This window comes from Micromonospora xinjiangensis, from assembly GCF_056150165.1.
This window is the reverse complement of sequence record NZ_JAXCFO010000005.1, coordinates 429,498-447,091: the sequence shown is the minus strand read 5'-3', so window position 1 is coordinate 447,091 and position 17,594 is coordinate 429,498. Positions and strand designations below refer to the sequence as shown.

At 73.6% G+C, this 17,594-nt stretch carries 17 protein-coding genes and 1 tRNA gene; 12 read left to right on the top strand and 6 right to left on the bottom strand.

What is annotated here, in order from left to right; all coding sequences use genetic code 11:
- Positions 1 to 102: 102 nt before the first annotated feature.
- Positions 103 to 549, top strand: coding sequence for an SRPBCC family protein (locus SM573_RS20910; RefSeq protein WP_474613007.1), 447 nt, complete (start codon positions 103 to 105; stop codon positions 547 to 549).
- Positions 550 to 818: 269 nt separating this feature from the next.
- Here the strand turns inward: SM573_RS20910 and aceE are convergent, their stop codons facing one another.
- Positions 819 to 3,563, bottom strand: coding sequence for a pyruvate dehydrogenase (acetyl-transferring), homodimeric type (gene aceE, locus SM573_RS20905; protein ID WP_474616848.1), 2,745 nt, complete (start codon positions 3,561 to 3,563; stop codon positions 819 to 821).
- Positions 3,564 to 3,739: 176 nt separating this feature from the next.
- On the opposite strand from aceE, the gene SM573_RS20900 reads away from it, so the two are divergent.
- The 8 genes from SM573_RS20900 (at position 3,740) to SM573_RS20865 (ending at position 9,694) form a co-directional block, all read left to right on the top strand.
- Positions 3,740 to 4,090: a hypothetical protein gene (locus SM573_RS20900; RefSeq protein ID WP_474616847.1), complete on the top strand. Its 351-nt coding sequence runs from the start codon at positions 3,740 to 3,742 to the stop codon at positions 4,088 to 4,090.
- A gap of 27 nt (positions 4,091 to 4,117) precedes the next feature.
- Positions 4,118 to 4,522 carry a YjbQ family protein gene (locus SM573_RS20895; protein ID WP_474613009.1) on the top strand — a complete coding sequence of 135 codons (405 nt, stop codon included), beginning with the start codon at positions 4,118 to 4,120 and terminating at the stop codon, positions 4,520 to 4,522.
- A 191-nt stretch (positions 4,523 to 4,713) separates the two neighbouring features.
- Positions 4,714 to 5,196 carry a MarR family winged helix-turn-helix transcriptional regulator gene (locus SM573_RS20890; RefSeq protein ID WP_474613010.1) on the top strand — a complete coding sequence of 161 codons (483 nt, stop codon included), beginning with the start codon at positions 4,714 to 4,716 and terminating at the stop codon, positions 5,194 to 5,196.
- 51 nt (positions 5,197 to 5,247) lie between these two features.
- A complete protein-coding gene (locus SM573_RS20885; RefSeq protein WP_474616846.1) occupies positions 5,248 to 7,899 on the top strand; it encodes a transketolase C-terminal domain-containing protein in 2,652 nt (883 codons plus the stop codon).
- A 110-nt stretch (positions 7,900 to 8,009) separates the two neighbouring features.
- Positions 8,010 to 8,447: a DUF3052 domain-containing protein gene (locus tag SM573_RS20880; protein ID WP_474613012.1), complete on the top strand. Its 438-nt coding sequence runs from the start codon at positions 8,010 to 8,012 to the stop codon at positions 8,445 to 8,447.
- A gap of 106 nt (positions 8,448 to 8,553) precedes the next feature.
- Complete coding sequence (locus tag SM573_RS20875; protein ID WP_474613013.1) at positions 8,554 to 9,018, top strand: peroxiredoxin; 465 nt, start codon at positions 8,554 to 8,556, stop codon at positions 9,016 to 9,018.
- Positions 9,019 to 9,100: 82 nt separating this feature from the next.
- Positions 9,101 to 9,175 (top strand) — tRNA-Val (locus tag SM573_RS20870).
- Between the two features lie 120 nt (positions 9,176 to 9,295).
- Positions 9,296 to 9,694: a VOC family protein gene (locus SM573_RS20865; RefSeq protein ID WP_474616845.1), complete on the top strand. Its 399-nt coding sequence runs from the start codon at positions 9,296 to 9,298 to the stop codon at positions 9,692 to 9,694.
- Positions 9,695 to 9,808: 114 nt separating this feature from the next.
- Here the strand turns inward: SM573_RS20865 and SM573_RS20860 are convergent, their stop codons facing one another.
- Positions 9,809 to 11,722 carry a transketolase gene (locus SM573_RS20860; protein WP_474613015.1) on the bottom strand — a complete coding sequence of 638 codons (1,914 nt, stop codon included), beginning with the start codon at positions 11,720 to 11,722 and terminating at the stop codon, positions 9,809 to 9,811.
- Between the two features lie 145 nt (positions 11,723 to 11,867).
- Between SM573_RS20860 and SM573_RS20855 the strand changes: the two genes are divergently transcribed.
- A complete protein-coding gene (locus tag SM573_RS20855; protein WP_474613016.1) occupies positions 11,868 to 12,665 on the top strand; it encodes an alpha/beta fold hydrolase in 798 nt (265 codons plus the stop codon).
- A 127-nt stretch (positions 12,666 to 12,792) separates the two neighbouring features.
- Here the strand turns inward: SM573_RS20855 and SM573_RS20850 are convergent, their stop codons facing one another.
- From SM573_RS20850 to SM573_RS20840, 3 genes are all read right to left on the bottom strand, one after another.
- Complete coding sequence (locus tag SM573_RS20850) at positions 12,793 to 13,536, bottom strand: SDR family oxidoreductase (protein WP_474616844.1); 744 nt, start codon at positions 13,534 to 13,536, stop codon at positions 12,793 to 12,795.
- A gap of 128 nt (positions 13,537 to 13,664) precedes the next feature.
- The gene (locus SM573_RS20845; RefSeq protein ID WP_474616843.1) at positions 13,665 to 14,600 is read right to left on the bottom strand and encodes a phosphotransferase; all 936 of its coding nucleotides are present in this window, start codon (positions 14,598 to 14,600) and stop codon (positions 13,665 to 13,667) included.
- A 79-nt stretch (positions 14,601 to 14,679) separates the two neighbouring features.
- Entirely contained in the window at positions 14,680 to 15,261 is a 582-nt protein-coding gene (locus tag SM573_RS20840) for a dihydrofolate reductase family protein (protein ID WP_474613018.1), read from the bottom strand.
- A gap of 77 nt (positions 15,262 to 15,338) precedes the next feature.
- Between SM573_RS20840 and SM573_RS20835 the strand changes: the two genes are divergently transcribed.
- Positions 15,339 to 16,019, top strand: a complete 681-nt coding sequence (locus SM573_RS20835; protein ID WP_474616842.1) for a TetR/AcrR family transcriptional regulator — start codon at positions 15,339 to 15,341, stop codon at positions 16,017 to 16,019.
- A gap of 198 nt (positions 16,020 to 16,217) precedes the next feature.
- The gene (locus tag SM573_RS20830) at positions 16,218 to 17,360 is read left to right on the top strand and encodes a polysaccharide pyruvyl transferase family protein (protein ID WP_474613020.1); all 1,143 of its coding nucleotides are present in this window, start codon (positions 16,218 to 16,220) and stop codon (positions 17,358 to 17,360) included.
- Positions 17,361 to 17,369: 9 nt separating this feature from the next.
- Here the strand turns inward: SM573_RS20830 and SM573_RS20825 are convergent, their stop codons facing one another.
- The gene (locus tag SM573_RS20825) at positions 17,370 to 17,576 is read right to left on the bottom strand and encodes a hypothetical protein (protein WP_474613021.1); all 207 of its coding nucleotides are present in this window, start codon (positions 17,574 to 17,576) and stop codon (positions 17,370 to 17,372) included.
- Between the last annotated feature and the right edge of the window lie 18 nt (positions 17,577 to 17,594).

Genomic DNA, 17,594 nt, shown 5'->3' with positions numbered 1-17,594 from the left:
CAATGCTTTTCGGCGTGTCTTTTTCCGAACCCGTCCAGGTACGTCCGAATTTGCGCATAGAGTGCCGAATATCGCGGATGTCCTCACTGGAGGAAGACGGAAATGATCCTCGTGGAACGCAGTGCGCACGTGGCGGCGCCGGTGGAAGCGGTCTGGGACGTCGTACAGCGGGCCGAGCAGTTGCCGGCCTGGCTGGCGGGGGTCCGCGCGGCCGAGGTGCTCTCGGGTGAGGGCTTCGGTCGGCGGCAACGGGTCCAGGCCGGGCGTGGCGCGGCGCACGAAGCCGAGGTGATCGCCTACCAGGAGCCGACCCTGATCGGGTGGCGCGAGCGCGCCAAGGGTGCCGGTGCCCGGGCGGAGGCGCGCACCGAGATCTACGTTCAACTCACTCCCGACGAGGAGGAGGGTGGCACGGTCGTACGGCTGATCGTCGTGCGCTGGCCGGCCGGTCCGGTCAAGGCCGCCCTGCTCCGGCTCGGTCTGCGCCGGGTCGGCGCCGATCTGGAGGAGTCGTTGGCCCGGCTGACCGACCTGGCCGCCGTCGGCTGACCGGGCCCGTCCCCGGCGTCACCCGCGATGGTGGTGGCCCGGCGTCCCCGCCAGGGACCCCGGGCCACCGCCCTACCCGCACGTGCGGCCCCGCCCCGCCACGCCTGCCCGCCGCCCCCGCCCCCGTCGATCACGCAGTTGTGGCCGTGTACGAAACGCCTGTACCGGGGCGTTTCCGGCGCCACACGTCCATGATCGACGGGATCATGGGTTTCGGGGAGACGGGAAGGGCCCGCGCGGATGCGCGGGCCCTTCAGCGGTCGTGCGTCCTAGCTGTCGCCGCCGGTCTCGCCGACCGGGGCCGCGCTGACGTCGTCGATCGCGTACTTCTTGGCCGCCTCGGCCGGCACGGTGGTCGGCACCGCGCCCCGGAGCGCGAGCTGCCGCAGCGTGGCGACCACCACCGACTCGGCGTCGACGTGGAAGTGCCGACGCAGGGCGTGGCGGGTGTCCGACATGCCGAACCCGTCGGTGCCCAGCGAGGTGTAGTCGCCGGGTACCCAGCGGGCGATCAGGTCCGGTACCGCGCGCATCCAGTCGCTGACCGCGACCTTCGGCCCGTCGGCGTCGGCCAGCTTCCGCGCCACGTACGGCACGCGCGCCTCCGCACCCGGGTTGAGGAGGTTGTGCTCCTCGCACTCGACCGCGTCCCGACGCAGCTCGGTCCAGGAGGTCACCGACCACACGTCCGCGGCCACGCCCCAGTCCTGGGCGAGCAGCTGCTGCGCCTTGAGCGCCCACTGCATGCCGGTGCCGGAGGCGAGGATGTTCGCCTTCGGCGCGTCGCCCTCGACGCTGGGCGCCGCGGCGTAGCGGTAGATGCCCTTGACGATGCCCTCGACGTCCACACCCTCCGGCTCGACCGGCTGGAAGATCGGCTCGTTGTAGACCGTCAGGTAGTAGAAGACGTTCTCCTGCGCCTCGCCGTACATCCGGTGCAGGCCGCTCTCGACGATGTGCGCGATCTCGAACGCGAACGCCGGGTCGTACGCGACCACCGCCGGGTTCGTGGCGGCGATCAGGTGCGAGTGCCCGTCCTCGTGCTGGAGACCCTCACCGTTGAGCGTGGTCCGCCCGGCGGTGGCACCGAGCAGGAAGCCCCGGGCCATCTGGTCGGCGGCCGCCCACAGCCCGTCCGCGGTGCGCTGGAACCCGAACATCGAGTAGAAGATGTACATCGGGATCATCGGCTCGTCGTGCGTGGCGTACGACGAGCCCGCGGCGGTGAACGAGGCCACCGAACCGGCCTCGTTGATGCCCTCGTGCAGGATCTGCCCGCCGGTCGCCTCCTTGTACGACAGGAACAGGTCCCGGTCGACGGAGGTGTAGCGCTGGCCGTGCGGCGAGTAGATCTTCTGCGTCGGGAAGAGCGAGTCCATGCCGAACGTCCGGGCCTCGTCCGGGATGATCGGCACCCAGCGCTTGCCGAACTCCTTGTCCTTCATCAGGTCCTTGAGCAGGCGGACGAAGGCCATGGTGGTGGCCACCTTCTGCTTGCCCGAGCCCCGCTTGACGTCCGCGAAGCGCTCCGGCCCCGGAATGGCCAGCCGCTTGGCGCTGGTGCGCCGTGACGGCAGGTAGCCGCCGAGCTGCTCGCGCCGCTCCTTGAGGTAGGCGATCTCGTCGGACTTCTCGCCCGGGTGGAAGTACGGCGGCAGGTAGGGGTTCTCCTCCAGCGCCGAGTCCGGGATGTCCAGGTAGAGCCGGTCGCGGAAGGTCTTCAGGTCCTCCAGCGTCAGCTTCTTCATCTGGTGGGTCGCGTTGCGCCCCTCGAAGTGCGAGCCGAGCGTCCAGCCCTTGATCGTCTTGGCGAGGATCACGGTGGGCTGGCCGGTGTGCTCGACCGCCGCCTTGTAGGCCGCGTAGAGCTTGCGGTAGTCGTGCCCGCCCCGCTTGAGGTTCCAGATCTCGTCGTCGCTCAGGTGCTCGACCATCTTGCGGGTGCGCGGGTCGCGCCCGAAGAAGTGCTCCCGGACGTACGCGCCGGACTCCGCCTTGTAGGTCTGGTAGTCACCGTCGGGCGTGGTGTTCATGAGGTTCACCAGCGCGCCGTCGGTGTCGGCGGCGAGCAGCGGGTCCCACTCGCGGCCCCACACCACCTTGATGACGTTCCAACCGGCGCCCCGGAAGAACGCCTCCAGCTCCTGCATGACCTTGCCGTTGCCACGGACCGGGCCGTCCAACCGCTGGAGGTTGCAGTTGATCACGAAGGTGAGGTTGTCCAGCTCCTCGCGGGCGGCCACCCCGATCGCGCCCAGCGTCTCCGGCTCGTCCATCTCGCCGTCGCCGAGGAACGCCCACACGTGCTGGTCGGAGGTGTCCTTGATGCCACGGTGGTGCAGGTAGCGGTTGAACCGGGCCTGGTAGATGGCGTTCAGGCCGCCGAGGCCCATCGAGACGGTGGGGAACTCCCAGAAGTCCGGCATCAGCCGCGGGTGCGGGTACGACGGCAGGGCGCCGCCCGGGTGGGACAGCTCCTGCCGGAAGCCATCCAGCTGGTCCTCGCTGAGCCGCCCCTCCAGGAAGGCCCGCGCGTACATGCCGGGCGACGCGTGGCCCTGGTAGAAGATGTGGTCGCCGCCGCCCGGGTGGTTCTTGCCACGGAAGAAGTGGTTGAACCCCACCTCGTAGAGCGACGCCGAGCTGGCGAAGGTGGAGATGTGCCCACCGACGCCGATCTCGGGACGCTGCGCCCGGTGGACCAGCATCGCGGCGTTCCACCGGATGTAGGCCCGGATCCGCCGCTCGATGTGCTCGTCACCCGGGAACCACGGCTCGCGCTCCGGCGGGATGGTGTTGATGTAGTCCGTGGTGGTCAGGGACGGCACCCCGACCTGGCGCTCCCGCGCGCGCTCCAGCAGGCGCAGCATCACGTAGCGGGCGCGCTTGGTTCCGCGCTCGTCGATGACCCCGTCGAGCGACTCGACCCATTCACTGGTCTCTTCTGGGTCGATGTCCGGAAGCTGGCTCGGCAGGCCGGCGGTGATCACCGGGCGCTTGCGTTCCGTAGCCACAGGCGGTCCCTCGGTTGTGTGTGGGATAGGTCTCTAGCGCCATCCTGCCCCCTGGTGGCACCCGGCGTCACGTCTAGGTCCCCCCGACGCGACGCTCAACACAGGTACCCGTGGGTAACTTTGCGTGGTCGACGACGTCCCCGGGCGGGGTTGTCCGGAGTGGTTACCGTTCGCGCATGGACGGACGACGCGTGGTGGGCGGGGCTCTGGCCATCGCGGCCGGGGTTCTCGTGGCGCTGCCCGCCGTGCCGGTGCTGCTCTCCGGCGACGCGGCCCCCGTGCCGGTCCTGCTGCTCGCCGGGGCGGCGATCGCCCTCGGGGCGGTCCTGCTGAGCCGTGGACTGCGGGCGCCGCGCCGGGCCGCCCGGCCGGTGCCCGGGCCCCGCCGACGGCACGCCGACACCTACATCCCGCACACGCCCCACCACGCGCCCGGGGGCTCCGACTCGGGTGGTTGGTCCGGCGGCGACTCGGGCGGCTCCGGCGGTGGCGGGGACTCGGGTGGGGGCGGTGGCGGCGGTTCCTGACGCCGGGGCTGCGGCAGAATGCGACGTATGCGTAGTGACGTGATCACCGTCCAGACCGGCTCCCGCCCCACCGTCCGGGACATCACCGCCGAGGCGCAGAGCTTCGTCTCCGGCCAGGGCGACGGCCTCCTGCACGTCTTCGTGCCGCACGCCACCGCCGGCCTGGCGATCATCGAGACCGGGTCGGGCTCCGACGACGACCTGCTCACCGCGCTGGACGAGCTGCTACCGAGCGACGACCGCTGGCGGCATCGGCACGGGTCGCGCGGTCACGGCCGGGACCACGTCCTGCCCGCGTTCGTCCCGCCGTACGCCACGCTGCCGGTCCTCGGCGGCCGGTTGGCGCTCGGCACCTGGCAGTCGATCTGCCTGGTCGACACCAACGGCGACAACCCGACGCGGCAGGTGCGCTTCTCGTTCCTCCCCGGCTGACGCCGGCGCCCCGCCGCCCGGTTGACCCGGCGTCGGTCCGGCGCGTTGGCACCGACGCCGGCAGACGCCCAAACGGTGGCTGCCGGCCCGGCGGCCCCGGCCGACCTCGCCGGGCCCGGCTGGCCGAACGGGGGTGGCGGACCTGCCGGCGAGGGTGATCAACTTCTGATTTCCGCACGTAGACTGGGGGCATGACGCAGGCTGCCGTCCCGACCGGCGGTCCCGAGCCGGCCGACCGCTCGGGGCTGGCGGGCGACGCCGTGCGGCGGATCGTGCACCTGGCGTCGGCCATCCGGCACCAGCAGGACGTGGAGATCGCCGAGCTCGGTCTCACCCCCGCGGTCGCCCGCGCCCTGCACGAGCTGGACCCGGACCGGCCGTTGCCGGCGCGGGAGCTCGCCGAGCAGCTGCGGTGCGACCGGTCCAACGTGACCGCCCTGGTCGACAAGCTGGAGCAGGCCGGGCTGGTGCGGCGCCGGGTCGACCCCACCGACCGCCGGCAGAAGACCCTCGTGGTCACCGAGGCCGGGCGGCGGATGCGGGAGCGGGTGCACCGGATCATGTCCGACTCTCGACTGCTCGACGGGCTCACCACGGGCGAGCTGGTCGTCCTGCGTGACCTGACGTGGAAGGTCTCCGACGGCGAGCTGCCCGAGGACTGCTGCGCGTCCTGACCCGCGCCGGTCGCCGTGTGTCCGGGTGGGCGTGACTGGCCCGCGTCGGTAATGCTGTCGGACGTGACCACCCCGCAAGATCTCGACGACCGGTTCCGGGAGACGCTGGCCGCGCTGGGCGACGCACGGCGGCGGCGCGACCCGGCCGAGCCGGTCACCGACGGCGCGACGCTCACCGGCGCGCGGGCCCTCGACCTGTTCGACGCGCAGGTCACGAGCCGGCAGCTGGATCTCGCCGCGCGCTGGCTGCGCAGCTTCGGCGAGGGTTTCTACACCATCGGCTCGGCCGGCCACGAGGGCAACGCGGTGGTCGCCGCCGTGCTGCGCCCCACCGATCCGGCCCTGCTGCACTACCGGTCCGGCGCGTTCTACTGCGTCCGGGCCGCCCAGGCCGCCGGGTCCGCTCCGGGCGGCGACGCGCCCGCTGCCTCCGACGACGAGGCCGGGGCGTACGACGAGGAGGCCGGCGCGTCCTCCGCCGCCGCGACCGGGCCGGAAGCCCGTGCCGTGACCGGGGCGTCCCCGGGCGGGCCCGACTCCGCCGCACCCGTCCGGCCCGCACCCGGGCCCGGGGCCGATGGACCGGAGGCGATCGACGCCACCTCCTCCGAGGTCGGCGGGGACACCTTCCTCGACGACGTCTTCGCCGACGGGGCCGACCCGGACGGAACTGACCACGCCTCGCCGGACGACGACGCTCCGGACGACGACGCGCCGGCCCGGCCGGAGCGCCCCTGGGTGCACGCCGAGGCGGCGCGCGACGTGCTGCGCGGCCTGGTCGCCTCCGCCCGCGAACCGATCGCCGGCGGCCGGCACAAGGTGTTCGGCCACCCCGACCTGGCCGTCGTACCGACCACGTCCACCATCGCCTCGCACCTGCCCCGCGCGGTCGGCATGGGGCTCGCCGTGGAGCGGCTGCGCCGGCTGGAGACCCGGCGGGCGGGCGGCGGGGTGCGGATCGGCGGCGACGAGACGTCGTCGGTGCCGTGGCCGCCGGACTCGATCGTGGTCTGCTCGTTCGGCGACGCCTCGATCAACCATGCCAGCGCCACGGCCGCGTTCAACACCGCCGGCTGGTACGACCACACGGGCCTGCGCATCCCCGTGCTCTTCGTCTGCGAGGACAACGGTCTGGGCATCAGCGTCCGGTCACCGCGGGGCTGGGTGGAGAACGCGCTGCGGTCCAAGCCGGGCATCCGCTACTTCGCCGCCGACGGCAGCGACCCCGCGCGGGCGTACGAGGTCGCCGCGGAGGCCGCCGCCTGGGTGCGCAGGCACCGCCGGCCGGCCGTGCTGCACCTGGGTACCGTCCGGCTCATGGGGCACGCCGGCGCGGACGCCGAGACGGCGTACCGCAGCCCCGCGGAGATCAGCGCGGACCTGGCCCGGGATCCGCTGGCCGCGACCGCCCGGCTGCTCGTGGACGCGGGGGTGGCCAGCGGTGCCGAGCTGCTGGCCCGCTACGACGACATCGGCTGGCAGGTGCGCCGGATCGCCGAGGAGGTGATCGGCGAGCCGAAGCTCTCCACCGCCGCGGACGTGGTCGCCCCGCTGGCGCCCCGGCGGCCGGCGCGGGTCGCCCGCGCCGTGGCCGAGGCGGCGGCCCGCGCCGCCGGTCCCGGTGCCGCCGTCCGGGCCGAGGCGTTCGGCGGCAAGCCGCCGGAGCTGGCCGGCCCGCTCACGCTCGCGCAGAGCATCAACGCCGCGCTCGCCGACGGGATGCTCGACCACCCCCGGATGGCGGTCTTCGGGGAGGACGTGGCCGCCAAGGGCGGCGTGTACGGGGTGACCAAGGGCCTGCGGGACCGGTTCGGGCCGGCCCGCGTCTTCGACACGCTGCTCGACGAGACCTCGGTGCTCGGGCTGGGGCTGGGCGCCGGGTTGGCCGGGATGCTCCCGGTGCCGGAGATCCAGTACCTGGCCTACCTGCACAACGCCGAGGACCAGCTCCGCGGCGAGGCGGCCACCATGCAGTTCTTCTCCCAGGGGGCCTACCGCAACCCCATGGTCGTACGCATCGCCGGGCTCGCCTACCAGGAGGGCTTCGGTGGGCACTTCCACAACGACAACTCGGTGGCCGTGCTCCGGGACGTGCCCGGCCTGGTGATCGCGGTGCCGGCGCGGCCGGACGACGCGGCGCCGATGCTGCGCACCTGCCTGGCCAGCGCGGCGGTGGACGGCAGCGTCTGCGTGTTCCTGGAACCGATCGCGCTCTACCACACCCGGGACCTCTACGCCGAGGGTGACGGCGAGTGGCTGGCCGGCTACGCGGAGCCCGAGGCCTGGGCGAGCGGCCACGTTCCGATCGGTCGCGCCCGGGTCTACGGGGTGGGCTCGGCCGAGGACCTGACGATCATCACCTTCGGTAACGGCGTACGCCTGTCGCTGCGGGCGGCGGCCGGGCTCGCCGCGGAGGGGATCGGCACCCGGGTCGTGGACCTGCGGTGGCTCGCCCCGCTGCCGGTGGCGGACATCATCCGGGAGGCCTCGGCGACCGGCCGGGTGCTGGTGGTGGACGAGACGCGCCGCTCCGGCGGGGTCGGCGAGGGGGTCATCGCGGCACTGGTGGATGCCGGATATGTCGGGGCAGCGCGGCGGGTTGCCGGAGTTGACTCGTTTGTACCATTAGGTCCGGCCGCGCGTCAGGTTCTGGTCTCGGAGGAAGCCATTACCGAGGGTGCCCGCACGCTCCTGGCACGGTAAATTCCGTTCCACCCGGTGCGCCACTTGCGCGGGGAGGCACAACTGTGTGGACTTTGCCTGACGGCGTCGACCTCGGCGCCGAGCAGGACGAGATGAGGAGGCACGCGACAGTGAGCGCGACCGCTGGTCAGGCCGCCGACGGGGTACGCAGCCTGGCGGACCGGTTCGGGATCGAACCGGGGATGGTCGTCATGGAGATGGGGTACGACGACGACGTCGACCACGACCTCCGCGACGCCCTGACCGACCGCTGTGGAGAGCTGGTCGACGAGGACACCGACGAGGTGGTCGACGCGGTGCTGGTCTGGTATCGCGACGGGGACGGCGACCTCTTCGAGATCCTCGTCGACGCCCTCGGTCCGCTGGCCGACAACGGCGTCGTGTGGCTGCTCACGCCGAAGGCGGGCCGAGACGGGCACGTCGAGCCGAGCGAGATCGCGGAATCCGCTCCCACGGCGGGCCTCCAGCAGACCTCGACGATCAACGCCGGCCGGGACTGGAGCGGGGCCCGCCTCGTCCTGCGCCGCGGGGCCAAGGGCAAGAAGTAGCTCCGGCCGCCCGTCGCCCCCCGGGGGACGGCAGACCGCACCGGTACCCGGCGGGTCGCCGGGTGCGCGGGCGACGCCGTTCCGCCGTCATCCGAGGAGTTCTCGCATGCCCATCGAGGTTGGCGCCGAGGCGCCCGACTTCGCGCTCAAGGACCAGAACAACCAGGAGGTCCGGCTCTCCGACTTCCGCGGCCGCCGCACCGTGCTGCTGGTGTTCTACCCGCTCGCCTTCACCGGCGTGTGCCAGGGCGAGCTGCACGAGATCCGGGACAACCTCGACGAGTACGTCAACGACGAGGTCCAGGTGCTGACCGTCAGCGTCGACTCGGTCTTCAGCCACAGGGTGTGGGCCGACCGCGAGGGCTACCGGTTCCCGATGCTCGCCGACTTCTGGCCGCACGGCGCGGTCGCCCAGGCGTACGACGTGTTCAACGACGCCACCGGTGTCGCCAACCGGGGCACCTTCGTGATCGACAAGGCCGGCGTCGTCCGGTACGCCGAGATGAACATGCCGGGGGAGGCACGCGACCAGCAGGCCTGGCGAAAGGCGCTGGCCGGGGCCGCCGGCTGACCCGATTCCGGCCACGCCGTGCGACCGGGCCGGCGGCCAGCAGGTAAGCTTGCCAGCCACCGGCCCGCCGCACGGGCGTTCCGGGCGCGTAGCTCAGCGGGAGAGCACTCGCCTTACAAGCGAGGGGTCGCAGGTTCGAAACCTGCCGCGCCCACCAGCACAAACATCGCTGCGAAACCGCCCTCCTCGTCGGCGATGAGTCCCGGCCGGTCGGCCGGTCTGTCACGGTGACACGTTCGCCGCTCAGCCTGGAGTTGCCACCATGCCCGCTTCGCCCGTGACCGTCAGCCTCCCGATCGCCGACCGCCCGACCTCGCACCGCTTCTACGCGCAGGCCCTCGGCCTGCCCGCGATCGGTGAGCCGGCGGCGGACGGGGTCCCGGAGCCGTTGCAGTTCGTCGTGAACGACGGCCTGCGGCTGATGCTGGTGCCGAGCGGGGGCTTCGGCTGGGTCATCGGCGACCACGAGGTCGCCGACCGGGGCCGCAGTGAGTGCGTGCTCGGCCTGACCGCCGACAGCCCCGCCGAGGTCCAGCGGATCGTCGAGCGGGCCCGGTCGGCGGGCGCCCGGGTCGTGACGCCGCCGGCGGCGCAGCCCTGGGGCTACACCGGCACGTTCGCCGACCCCGACGGGCACCTCTGGATGGTCACGGCCGACGAGCGGACCGACGGCTGATGGTCGTGTGTGGCTCGCCGACCCGAGCCACGGGAACGTGCGCCGGACCGCGCAGCCGTGCGAACCAGCGCGGTCCGGCCCCCGGTCGTCCTAGCCTTCGAGCGGGAGGGCGCGTCAGCCGAGCACCAGGCTGCGGGCGGCGTCGGCGATGTGATCGGCGTCGATGCCCGCCCAGGCGAGCAGCTCCTTGCTCGTCCCGGAGCCCGGCATGCCGCGCACGGCGAGGTGGGCGAAGGACGAGTCGCCCCGGCCACCGGCGATGAGGCTGTCCTTCACCGCGGACCCGAGGCCGCCCTCGGGGTGGTGGTCCTCGGCCACCACGATTCGTCCGGTGGCGGTCGCGGCGGCGGCGATGGCGGCGTCGTCGATGGGCTTGACCGAGTAGCAGTCGATGACGCGGGCGCTGATCCCGTCGCCCGCCAGGGCGTCGGCCGCCGCGAGGCACGCGTGCAGCGTGACACCGGCCCCGATCAGCGTCACGCTGTCCTGGGCGGACGAGCGCAGCACCTTGGATCCGCCCACCGGGAAGCTCTCGCCGTGGGCGTAGAGCACCGGGTACTTGCCGCGGGTCGTGCGCAGGTAGCTGATCCCCGGGAGGACGGCCATCACCTCGGTGAGGGCGACCGTGCTGGTCGCGTCGCTCGGGTACAGCACCGTCGAGCCGTGCACCGCGCGCATCATGGCCAGGTCCTCGAGACCCATCTGGGACGGCCCGTCGGGGCCGATCTCCACCCCGGCGTGCGAGCCCACCAGGCACAGGTCGACGCCGGAGACGGCACCCATCCGGATGAAGTCGTACGCCCGGGTGAGGAACGCCGCGAAGGTCGAGGCGAACGGTCGGTAGCCGCGCACCGCCAGGCCGGTCGCGGCGGCGACCATCTGCTGCTCGGCGATGAACATCTCGAAGTACCGGTCGGGATGGGCCCGCGCGAACTCGAAGGCGTACGTCGAGTTGCTGACCTCGCCGTCGAGCGCCACGACGCGCGGGTTGCGGGCGCCGAGGGCGACCAGCGCGTCGCCGTACGCCTTGCGGGTCGGCACCTTCTCGCCCAGGTCGTAGCGGGCGGGCTCGGCCGGTTCGGTGGCCTCGGTCGTGGTGGGGCGGGCGGCGGTGTCGCCGGTGGGGCTGGAGCCGTCGGTGGTGGCCGGCGTCGGCCGGGGCCCGCGTACCGTCAGGTTGCTCTCGCCGCCCAGCTCGCGGACGGCCCGCTCCGCCATCTCCGGCGGGAAGGGCTTGCCGTGCCAGTCGTTGCTGTCCTCGACCTCGGAGAAGCCCCGTCCCTTGACCGTCCGGGCCAGGATCACCGTGGGCTGCCCGGGGCCCGGGTCCTCGGCGGCGGTCATCGCGTCGTCGACGGCGGTCAGGTGGTGACCGTTGACGACCAGCACCCGGGCGCCGAACGCCTCGGCCCGCCGGGCGTACGCGTCGAGGTCCCACCCCAGGTCGGTGGGGCCGCGCTGGCCGAGCCGGTTCACGTCGACCATCGTGATCAGGTTGGACAGCCCGTAGTAGGAGGCCTTGTCGAGCGCCTCCCAGATGGATCCCTCGGCCAGCTCGCTGTCGCCGCAGAGCACCCACACCCGGTACGGCTGCTTGTCCAGGTACTTGCCGGCCAGGGCGACCCCCACGCCGTCGGGCAGCCCCTGCCCGAGTGAGCCGGTGGCGACGTCGACCCAGGGCAGCGCGGGCGTCGGGTGCCCCTGGAGGCGCTGCCCGAACCGGCGGTAGCCCTGCATCAGCTCGTCGTCGGAGATCACCCCGACCGCCTTGAACAGCGCGTACAGCAGCGGGGAGGCGTGCCCCTTGGAGAGGATCAGGTGGTCGTTCGCGGGTGAGCGCGGGTCGTCCCAGTCGTAGCGTAGGTGCCGGGTCACCAGCACGGCGAAGAGGTCGGCGGCCGACATGCCGGACGTCGGATGCCCGGAGCCGGCGCTCGTGCTGGACCGAACCGAATCCACCCGGAGCTGGGCGGCCACCTTCGCCACGGTGTCGAGGTCGAGGGTGCCGGTGGGCGCGGTGAGGGTCACGGTGCCTCCTGTGACTTCCGGGCCGGACTGCTGCCGCCGCCGCGTTTACCCCGGACGACCCGGATCAGACGTCGGTGGTCGACGAGCACCGAGGCGGTGCGCCCCGTGTGGGATGGCCGGCGGGAGCCGAGGGAGAGGTGGCGGGGTGAGCTACGCCGAGGTCGACGGGGTGCGGCTCTGGTACGAGTCGCACGGCGCCGGGCGTCCGCTGGTGCTGCTGCACGGCGCCTTCGGCGCGGCCGAGGACTTCGCCCGGCTCCTGCCGGCGCTGACCGGCCGGCACCGGGTGATCGCGGTCGACCTCCAGGGGCACGGGCGCACCGCCGACGTCGACCGCCCGCTGCGTCACGAGTCGATGGCCGACGACGTCGCCGGGTTGCTGCGCCACCTCGGTGCGGCCGAGGCCGACCTGCTCGGTCACTCGCTGGGCGGCGGGGTGGCGCTGCGCGTCGCGATCCAGCACCCGGAGCTGGTCCGCCGGCTGGTGGTGGTGTCCGCACCCTGCCGGCGGGGCGGTTGGTATCCGGAGGTGCTGGCCGTGATGGCCGGCCACGACGAGCGGACCGGCGAGCGGATGCGCGGCACCCCGTCGCACCGGCGCCACGCCCGCCTCGCACCCCGGCCGCAGGACTGGCCGCTGCTCTGGGCGAAGTCGGGGGAGCTGCTGCGGCGCGACTACGACTGGTCGGCGGAGGTGGCGGCGCTGGCGTCGCCGACGCTGCTGGTCTTCGCCGACGCCGACTCGATCCCGATCGCGCACGTGGCGGAGTTCTTCGGGCTGCTCGGCGGCGGTCGCCGCGACCCCGGTGCGGACGACGGCGGCCGTCCGGCCTCCCGCCTGGCGGTGCTCCCCGGGCTCACCCACCACGACATCCTCTCCTCGCCGGCGCTGCCGGCGGTGGTGCTCCCGTTCCTGCACCATCCCGTCCGGGCGCCCGGCTGAGGCCGTGGCCGGGGCGGCGGGCCGTGGCCGTGGCCGGGGCGGCGGACCGTGGCCGGGGCCGGGCAGCCGGCGGAGACCGGGGCCGGGCCGGGCGCACCGGCTGCCCACCGGCGCGCCCGGCCACCGGTCAACTCGTGAACCCACCGTCCACGTTGATCACCGCGCCGGTGACGTACGCCGCCTCCGGTGTCGCCAGATGCGCGACGGTCGCCGCGATGTCGGCGGGGCGCGCGTAGCGGCCCAGGGCGGTGAAGCCGGCGATCGCCGCCGCGTTCGGGCCGTCGGCCGGGTTCGCGTCGGTGTCGGTCGGGCCCGGGTTGACCACGTTGACGGTGATGCCGCGCGGTCCCAGCTCCCGGGCGAGGCCACGGGTCAGCCCGGCCAGGGCGGTCTTGCTCATCGAGTAGAGCGCCAGCCCCGGGAAGACGGCCCGCTCGCCGACGTTGCTGCCGATGCTGATGATCCGCCCGCCGTCGCCGAGGTGCCGGGCGGCGGCCTGCGCGGCGACGTACGGGGCCCGGACGTTCACCGCGATGGTGCGCTCCAGGTCGTCCGTGCCCAGCTGGTCGACCGTGCCGACGAGGAACACCGCCGCGTTGTTCACCAGGATGTCGAGCCGGCCCAGCTCGGCGGCCGTCCGGTCGACCGCGCCCCGGACCGCCTCCGGGTCGGCGCTGTCGGCCGGGAGGGCCAGCGCCCGCCGGCCCAGCGCCTCGATCTGCCGGACCACCGCCGCCGCCCGGTCCGCGCTCTGCTGGTAGGTGAGCGCGACGTCGGCGCCGTCCTGCGCCAGGCGTAGCGCGATGCCCGCCCCGATGCCCCGGGCGCCGCCGGTGACCAGGGCGACCTTTCCGTTGAGTGTCGTTGCCATGCACCGATCATGGAAGCGTGGCCGACGTCGGTCTGGCGGTGATCGGACCCGTCGTTCCCGGCCCAGCGCGAGGTCCGATTACCGCCGGGGCGAAGCTCGGGGGCCGAGCCCGCGGCTCGTCGCCCCGCTCAGGCCAGGCAGGCGGCCAGCCAGGGGAGCAGGGCGTCGGCCTGTGCCCGCTGGAACGCGCGCACCGTCGGGATGCCGGCCGGTGCCGGGCGCCGTGCCGCGTCGGCGAAGAAGCCCGCCATGCCCGCGTACGTCCCGGTGAGCACGTCCGGGTCGACGTCGGCGGTGAGCGAGAGCCGGCGCAGCAGCGCCTCGGTGTCGTGCCCGCCGTGCAGCCGTACGTTGACCAGCAGCAGCGCCGTGTCCAGCCAGGCCGGGCCGCGGCACGCCCACGGCCAGTCGACCACGGTCACCGCGCCGTCGCGGCCGACCAGCAGGTTGTCGGCCCGGATGTCCACGTGGCACAGCGTGTCGCCGACCAGCCCCGCGACGCCCCGGTCCGCGGCGTCCCGCAGCTCGTCCAGGTGCGCCGCCACCCACGGGTCGAGCCCGGGCGGCGGGTCGGCGGCGATCCGGTGCCAGCCGGCGAAGTCGTACGCGAGCCGCTCGGCGGCGGTCGGCGCGTGCGGCACCGGGTTGGGGGTGAGCGTCACCGCCATCGTCTCCAGCGCCGACAGCACGGCGGCCAGCTCGTCGGGTCGCCACGGGGTGGCCGGGTGCCGCCCGTCCACGTCGGTGAAGACCAGCGCCACCCAGTCACCGTCGTCGTGGCAGCCGAGCAGGCGGGGTGCCGGTGCGGACGCCGGCAGCGCGGCCGAGACGCGCGCCTCGGCCCGGTGCAGTCGAGGGCTGTCCGGGTTCTGCGCGGGGCTGACCGCCTTCACGAACGCGCGCCGCCCGGCGGCGGTCAGCACCCGGTCGGCGGAGCCGGGCGAGTAGCCGCCGGACTGCGAGCGCGCCTCGACGACCCGGTCGCCGACGATCCCCTCGACCGCCGCCCGGACGTGCTCGGGCAGCTCGGCCCAGCCGAGCCGCCCCCTGGTCGCCTGTGTCATCCGTCCACGGTGCGCGACCCGGGCGCGGCCGGCAACGCCATTACCTCGCCATCCGCCGCGCCCGCCCCGCCCCGCGCCGTCAGCCGGCGTCGTCCTGCCGCTCGTACCGCAGCACGACGGTTCCACTCTCGACCGGTCGCGTCTCGACCAGGGTGAAGCGACGCGGGTCGAACTGCCGGGTGGCGAGGGGGATGCCGCTTCCGGCGACGACCGGGTTGAGCTTGACGATCAGCTCGTCGACCTCGGGCAGGAGCTGCCCGGCGAGTTGCCCGCCGCCGGCCAGCCAGATGTCCTTGCCGTCCCGGCGCTTCAGCTCCCGCACGAACTCGACGGGGTCGCGGTCGACGATCTGCACCTCCGGCTCGGTGGCCGGCGGCAGGGACCGGGAGAAGACGTACTGCTGGAGGTGGGCGTACGGGCTGGTGATTCCGATCCGCAACGCCGGCTCGTAGGTGCCCCGGCCCATCACGAGGGCGTCGAAGCGCCCGGTGGGCCGCTCGATGCCGAACTGCGGATGGGTGAACGTGGGGAAGGTCTGCGGGTAGGTGGCCGCGAGGTGCGCCGCCAGGTCGGCCTCCAGGCGGAGGAAGTCGTAGGACCCGTCGGGAGCGGCGATGAAGCCGTCGAGGGTGCTGGCGACGTAGTACACGAGCTTGCGCAACCGGAACTCCCAATCACTACGGATGTCGTGAACGGAGACACTACAACAGCTGTCGTGGTTCCGCTAGGGTGTACCGCGTGGCACGGAACCCGGAACGGCGCGCGGTCCTGGCCGACGCGGGTCTGCGGGTGCTCGCCGCGAAGGGCGCGCGCGGGCTGACCCATCGCGCCGTCGACGCAGAGGCGGGAGTGCCGGTGGGTACCGCCTCGAACTACTTCCGCTCCCGGGACGCCCTGCTCGGCGCCCTCGGGGAGCGGATCATGGAGCGGTTCGCGCCGGACGAGGACGTCCTCGCCGCACTCGGTGCCCGGGAGCCCTCGCTGGACCTGATGACCGACTACGTCCGCTACGTGGTCGAACGCACCACCCGGCAGCCGGAGCTGACCCGCGCGTTGATCGAACTGCGGCTGGAGGCGGTGCGCCGCCCCGACCTGGCCCGGATCCTCGGCGGCACGCTGCGCCGCGGCTACCGCGCCGACGTCGCGTTCCACGTCGCCGCCGGGCTCCCGGGCGGCGCGTTCGAGGTGGCACTGCTGCACTACGCCGTGGACGGGCTCCTGCTCGACCTGCTGACCACCTCGATCGGCGCCGACGTCGACGTCGACGAGGTGGTGTCCGCGTTCGTCTCCCGCCTCGTCGCCGACGCGCCCCACCCGGCCGGCCGGACCGATCCCGTCGGGGAGGCCGGTGCCCCCGTGACGCGTCCGGGCGGGACATCCGGGGACACCGCGGACGCGGCGGGTGAGCCGGCCCGGTAAGGGCGAACTGGGCGCGATGTGCCCGAGCCGGGATCCGGGTCCGGCTCGACCCGGCCGTCGAGGGCCCGGCCCCGCGGGTCGGCGCCGAGCCGGCGGCCGAGCGCCCGGCGGAGCCGCCGCCCGGCCTGAGCCGGGGCGCAGGAGTGTTCACCGACCCAACGGGAAACCCGCGCGGACGCACCCGGGGAGGAGCGACGGATGAGGCATGGCGCCGGACTGACCATCGGTGTGCTCGGCTCGTACGGCGGCCGGAACCTCGGTGACGAGGCGATCCTCACGGGCCTGCTGGCCGACCTGCGGGCGCAGGAGCCGAACGCGCGCATCATCGTCTTCTCCCGGAACCCGGAGCACACCCGGGTGGCCCATCCGGACGTCGAGGCGGTGCCCTGGGAGGGCGTGAGCCGCACCGACTCCGCGCTGGTGCTCGCCCAGCTCGACCTGCTGATCCTCGGTGGCGGCGGCATCCTCTACGACAAGGAGGCGCGCCGCTACCTGCGGGTGGTCCGGGTCGCCCAGGAGCGGGGCCTACCGCTGATCACGTACGCGGTCGGGGTGGGGCCGCTCAGCGACGGCGTGGACACCGGCATGGTCCGGGAGACGCTGGCCGGCGCCACCCAGGTGACCGTCCGGGACCAGGAGTCCCGCATGGTGCTGGAGGAGGCCGGACTGGTCAACCCGATCACGGTCACCGCCGACCCGGCGTTCCTGCTGGAGCCCGAGGACTTCCCCGGTGAGCTGCTGCGGGAGGAGGGCGTGCCGGCCGGTAAACGGCTGGTCGGGATGAGCGTGCGGGAGCCCGGCCGGGCCGCCGAGCGGTTGGACGTGGACGGCTATCACCGGCTGCTCGCCCAGATCGGTGACTTCCTGGTGCACCGGATCGACGCGTACGTCCTCTTCGTGCCCATGGAGCGCGACGACATCCGGCACTCCCACGGCGTGCTGTCCCACATGATCGCCGCCGAGCGGGGCCGGATCCTGCACGGCAAGTACTCGCCCCAGCAGGTGCTCGGGCTGATGCGCCACTTCGACCTGGCCGTCGGGATGCGGCTGCACTTCCTGATCTTCGCGGCGATGGTCGGTACGCCGTTCCTCCCGCTGCCGTACGCCGGCAAGGTCTTCGACCTGGCCCAGCGGCTCGGGGTGCCGGCGCTGCGCGGGGTGGAGCGGGAGGTGGAGGGCCCGTTGCTCGCCGAGGTCGACCGGCTCTGGGACGAGCGGGAGCAGCGGGCGGAGGCCACCGCGCGCCGGGTCGCGCAGGTCTGCGACGAGGCCCGGGGCACCTCGCAGGTCACCCGCGCAGTGCTGGACAGCCTGCGCACCCGCAACCTCAGCCGGGTGTGACGGGCCGGGTCAGACGGCCGAGCCCCGCCAGCAGTAGCGCCAGCCGCGGGCGTCGTCCCCGGCGGACTCCAGCTCGTAGATCTGCGCCGCGACCAACCCCTCGGGGCCGAGGTGGTGGTGGGTCAGCGGCGGGCGGCCGTTGCTGTCCAGCTCGACGGTGACGTGCTGCCCGTCGGCCGGGCCGTCCACGAGGGGGATCTCTACCGTTGCGGCCATGGGCCCATCCTGCCTGCC